Raw genomic sequence first — 4078 nt, forward strand, 5'->3', positions numbered from 1 at the left:
ATCTGTACCGGGCCGTCGACAGCCGGGGCCGCACTGTCGATTTTTATCTCTCCTCCCGTCGTAACAGCAAAGCTGCATACCGGTTTCTGGGTAAAATCCTCAACAACGTGAAGAAGTGGCAGATCCCGCGATTCATCAACACGGATAAAGCGCCCGCCTATGGTCGCGCGCTTGCTCTGCTCAAACGCGAAGGCCGGTGCCCGTCTGACGTTGAACACCGACAGATTAAGTACCGGAACAACGTGATTGAATGCGATCATGGCAAACTGAAACGGATAATCGGCGCCACGCTGGGATTTAAATCCATGAAGACGGCTTACGCCACCATCAAAGGTATTGAGGTGATGCGTGCACTACGCAAAGGCCAGGCCTCAGCATTTTATTATGGTGATCCCCTGGGCGAAATGCGCCTGGTAAGCAGAGTTTTTGAAATGTAAGGCCTTTGAATAAGACAAAAGGCTGCCTCATCGCTAACTTTGCAACAGTGCCCGTTTAGGTGCAGTTCTCAATCATATTCAACAACAGCATGAAGAATTGGAACAGCAAAACAAACGTAATCGTTCTCAATCTATGCCAAGCAGACGTGCACAGAAGACAGTAATCAAAGAACGAAATCTGAATCCTGTGCTTGACTTGGAATTGTCCATATAGGACATTTCTATTTGGTTATTAGGTAGGACATTTCTACTTAGGAATAACAGAACGTAAGCGTCCGCTGAACCCCATGCCTATTTTTTAATTCGGTTCAGGTTTCCAGCGGTGTGGTAGCAATTCTTCAATCTGAGTCACTTTATGTGTCGGCAACCTTTTCAGCACATCACTTAAATAGGCATTTAATCCTGAGAACTAAGAATTATCATTTAAAAATACCACAAAGTAGTATAAAATAAACTACTACAAGGTAGTATGAATGCAATCAATGTATACAATATGTGAGACTCCATTATTTACTAAATACTGTCTTGTTTATTGGACTCAGGAAGAATATGAGGAATTCAAAACATTCTTAGCATTAAATCCTGAAGCAGGAGATGTAGAGCCTAATGCAGGTGGTATTCGTAAGATTAGATGGACTAGCGGTGGTAGAGGTAAAAGTGGTGGTGTCAGAGTCATCTACTTTAATCGTTTAGCAAATGGAGAGATTTGGTTATTAACCTTGTACAGTAAAAAGCAAACTGTACAGCTTAGTAAGAAGACTCTTCAAGCATTAGTGGAGAAACTAAATGACTCGTTTAATGACTGAAAAAGAACTTGAGGCTTTTGAAGCAACTAGGGATATTGAAGCTGAAATATTACAAGGCATCGACGATATGCTTACTAGTAATGCAGCGAAAAGAACCGTAATCACTGAGACAGATGTAGCGTTAGCTCGTAGAAAGGCTCAACTAACACAAGATCAGTTTGCTAAGATTCTTGGCGTATCAAGACGTACTCTTGAATCATGGGAACAAGGTGCGAGAAGACCATCAGGAGCAGCAACATCCCTTATTCGATTATTTATTGTTGATCCAAAATTTGTAAAAGAGAGTCTGGCTTAATTTAGACAGCTCTCTACTATATTTATTTAAGGTTTTTTATGAAGCACTTAGGATTTGTGGGAAAAAGTACTGAATATTTAGGGTATACCCATATTGAAATTATCAATAGCTCATTACGCTTATCTTTCAATATTCCATCAACAAAAGATCTAGAAGAAACCTTTAAAAAGATAGTCGAAAATAACTATGATTTACTCATGGAAACATCAGCAGAAATCGAGTTCGAATTAGAAAGTGAAACGCTAGCAAAGATAGAAACCATCATAAAAGAAAAAGGGATTGAACTTGATGAGTTTGTTCAAAATGCGCTGATTAAACTTATCAACCAAAATGAATTGGCTAAGACTGATTAGACCTTAAATGCAGACAATAAAAAACCCCAGCATCCTGCCGGGGTTTCTCATATTGGGTTGCTAGGTATGACTCCTGTCTTACCTCACGCTCCTGGTGCGATCTTTCTTATTCTTGTTGTTTGGAACTTCCTGTTCCTGATGAGTTCATCATAGGAAAATTCCACTGTTCCTGGTAGCCGCAAAGAGCCGAGATTGTTGTGCGCCAGGGCGTACAAAATAGCCTAAATTTTATCCACAGCCATTGGGGATAGTTTCGGATCCTGAAAGCCGATGAAATGGGCACTGATTGCCAAATTGATCGTTTTTTAATCAAATTTACTGGCAAAATATTACAGATCTGCTTAAAAACTCACCAACTTATTACAAAAGCCGATTTTTTGCTTTTTCTTAGTCATGGCTAAATTTTCAAGTGATTGATATTTATATTAATATACAAGTGTATTGCGTATAACCACCATTATGTTAAATAGGGAATTCAAAGCTCTTTCTAAGAGTTGGTATAGTGGTAATACTTATTGAGTGCGTAAAAGAATTAGATTAATAAAATACTCAAAAGAAAAATAGTAAAAGGGAACTTACAGAAAATAAGTTACCGGCTCTTAAAATTATATTTAAACAAAGAAGCCCAACTAAATGATTGGGCTTCCTCATATCTAACTTTACCTTATGATTTTCATCAGTGTACTGCAAGAATTTAGACTACTTGTTGACTTGAACACCTTTAAAAATCAATTTCTCTTTTTTTTGTGTTTCTATAAGCAGTTGTGCCTGCCCCTTACGAGATTGAAGATATAATGTGGGAGCATTCACCAGAATATCTATCATCGTACTTTCACGTAAGTTGATATCATCAGGACAGCCCATCATTGTGGCAACAATTGGTTGTTCAGCATATAAATGATTGCCCTTAAAATGAATACCAATCGAATTTATATTACAAAACAAATTCCCAATATACAGCATCTTTTCTGCAAATTTTAGCGTGATAGGTTGGTCAGGTTTTGAAGCCAGAAATAATGAATCTATACGTTCACTATTAGCATTTGTTGCCTCGATTAATTCCCAAGAAAATTGCGCCAAGGTCTGCTCACTAAAGGACATCACTTGTAATTCTTGTATCTTGGACTGATCGGCTGATGAAGGCTTATGACAAGCGCTCAAAAGTCCAACGACGAACATCAGTATAAATATTCTAGTCATCGTTATTGTCCGTATAATAATGAGTAACCCTCTTTATAGAGTTCATCAGTAGACATATAGGTCATATATCCATTAGGTTTGGCGGCACCTCCGCAATACCCCTGACCTTTCATGGAAGAACTCCATGTGCCTTGATAAGTTGCAGTAGATAATAACCCTGCCGCCACACTTCCAATAAAGATTGGACCACCACTATCGCCACCCCAACAATCCAACGTTGGACCTGAAACTTTTACCCATGTTGCATTACACACACCTGCCCCTGATGGTCCACATTTATTGTCAGTACCAAATGCTTTAAATGCGGTCGACTGAACCGTACCACAACTATAACCAGTTTTCATTCCATAATGACAGACATACGTACCAACAGGTGTGTTACCTTGTGTACGTCGACCAGTTAGAGTTTTGACCACATTGTCACTGGCGAAAAATTCTGGGTTCAAGGTATGTGTAGATGATACTAAACTCATGGTTTGGAAATCCTGACTACCATTCCAGAAGTCTCCCACAAAGGTTAGTGCAATATTATCATTGCCAGTTGTCTTGCGGTCATCTACAGTAATTTTGTAATTCTTACAGTGAGCCGCTGTGGTCGCAAATTTTGTACCCGCAGCGTTTTTCACATTAAAACCTGTTGTACAATTATAAAAAGTGGTTGAAGTTGTACTATCCGCCATCAGCATGGTTTCTGCTGCCCTTACTGCGGCACTATGTCTTAATGGAATATTAGTGGTCGTTACTTTAAGTGGGACATTGGTTAATGTTCTAGGTTTTTCACTGCTCAGTAATTTCAAACCCTGTGTTTGGTTGGTTGCAGTATGCTTTGGATCATAAAGCTCTAAATCAATGCTATTTTCGGCACTGTTGCAAATAGTCGGTGGTGATAAACTTATCATCCCCTTTTGCTGATGGAGCTGCACATGAACCCATTCAAAGGCCGGCATTTTCAGCGTGACATCATTCTGTGGGCCGTACGCTGGTACT

General features: G+C 39.5%; 5 protein-coding genes and 3 pseudogenes. 5 read left to right on the forward strand and 3 right to left on the reverse strand.

Features of this window, described 5'->3' with window-relative positions; genetic code table 11:
• Together FTU16_RS16210 and FTU16_RS16215 are read left to right on the forward strand one after the other, a co-directional pair.
• Positions 1-437 (forward strand): annotated as a pseudogene (locus FTU16_RS16210) (IS6-like element IS26 family transposase); the annotation flags it as partial.
• Between the two features lie 52 nt (positions 438-489).
• Positions 490-651, forward strand: a pseudogene (locus tag FTU16_RS16215) (ISNCY family transposase); the annotation flags it as partial.
• Positions 652-735: 84 nt separating this feature from the next.
• Here the strand turns inward: FTU16_RS16215 and FTU16_RS16220 are convergent.
• A pseudogene (locus FTU16_RS16220) lies at positions 736-831 on the reverse strand (transposase domain-containing protein); the annotation flags it as partial.
• An 88-nt stretch (positions 832-919) separates the two neighbouring features.
• Here FTU16_RS16220 and FTU16_RS16225 point away from each other — a divergent pair.
• From FTU16_RS16225 to FTU16_RS16235, 3 genes are read left to right on the forward strand one after another with little or no spacing between them, the layout of a single operon-like run.
• A complete protein-coding gene (locus FTU16_RS16225; RefSeq protein ID WP_104505828.1) occupies positions 920-1243 on the forward strand; it encodes a transcriptional regulator in 324 nt (107 codons plus the stop codon).
• Positions 1224-1538: a DNA-binding transcriptional regulator gene (locus tag FTU16_RS16230; protein WP_104505827.1), complete on the forward strand. Its 315-nt coding sequence runs from the start codon at positions 1224-1226 to the stop codon at positions 1536-1538. The genes FTU16_RS16225 and FTU16_RS16230 overlap by 20 nt, the downstream gene beginning before the upstream one ends.
• A 38-nt stretch (positions 1539-1576) precedes the next feature.
• Positions 1577-1891, forward strand: a complete 315-nt coding sequence (locus FTU16_RS16235) for a hypothetical protein (protein WP_104505826.1) — start codon at positions 1577-1579, stop codon at positions 1889-1891.
• 699 nt (positions 1892-2590) lie between these two features.
• Here FTU16_RS16235 and FTU16_RS16240 read toward each other — a convergent pair.
• Positions 2591-3091 carry an META domain-containing protein gene (locus FTU16_RS16240; protein WP_074163995.1) on the reverse strand — a complete coding sequence of 167 codons (501 nt, stop codon included), beginning with the start codon at positions 3089-3091 and terminating at the stop codon, positions 2591-2593.
• Positions 3092-3093: 2 nt separating this feature from the next.
• On the reverse strand, positions 3094-4078 hold a 985-nt coding region (locus tag FTU16_RS16720), incomplete at its 5' end, for a S1 family peptidase (protein WP_349665759.1).

Origin of the sequence: Acinetobacter sp. YH12069, assembly GCF_013419675.1 — a bacterium.
GTDB lineage: Bacteria > Pseudomonadota > Gammaproteobacteria > Pseudomonadales > Moraxellaceae > Acinetobacter > Acinetobacter amyesii.

Bases quoted from the DNA above. Each gene is read 5' to 3' on its own strand.
- FTU16_RS16225 (WP_104505828.1), top strand. From the start codon at position 920: ATGTATACAATATGTGAGACTCCATTATTTACTAAATACTGTCTTGTT.
- FTU16_RS16230 (WP_104505827.1), top strand. From the start codon at position 1,224: ATGACTCGTTTAATGACTGAAAAAGAACTTGAGGCTTTTGAAGCAACT.
- FTU16_RS16235 (WP_104505826.1), top strand. From the start codon at position 1,577: ATGAAGCACTTAGGATTTGTGGGAAAAAGTACTGAATATTTAGGGTAT.
- FTU16_RS16240 (WP_074163995.1), bottom strand. From the start codon at position 3,091: ATGACTAGAATATTTATACTGATGTTCGTCGTTGGACTTTTGAGCGCT.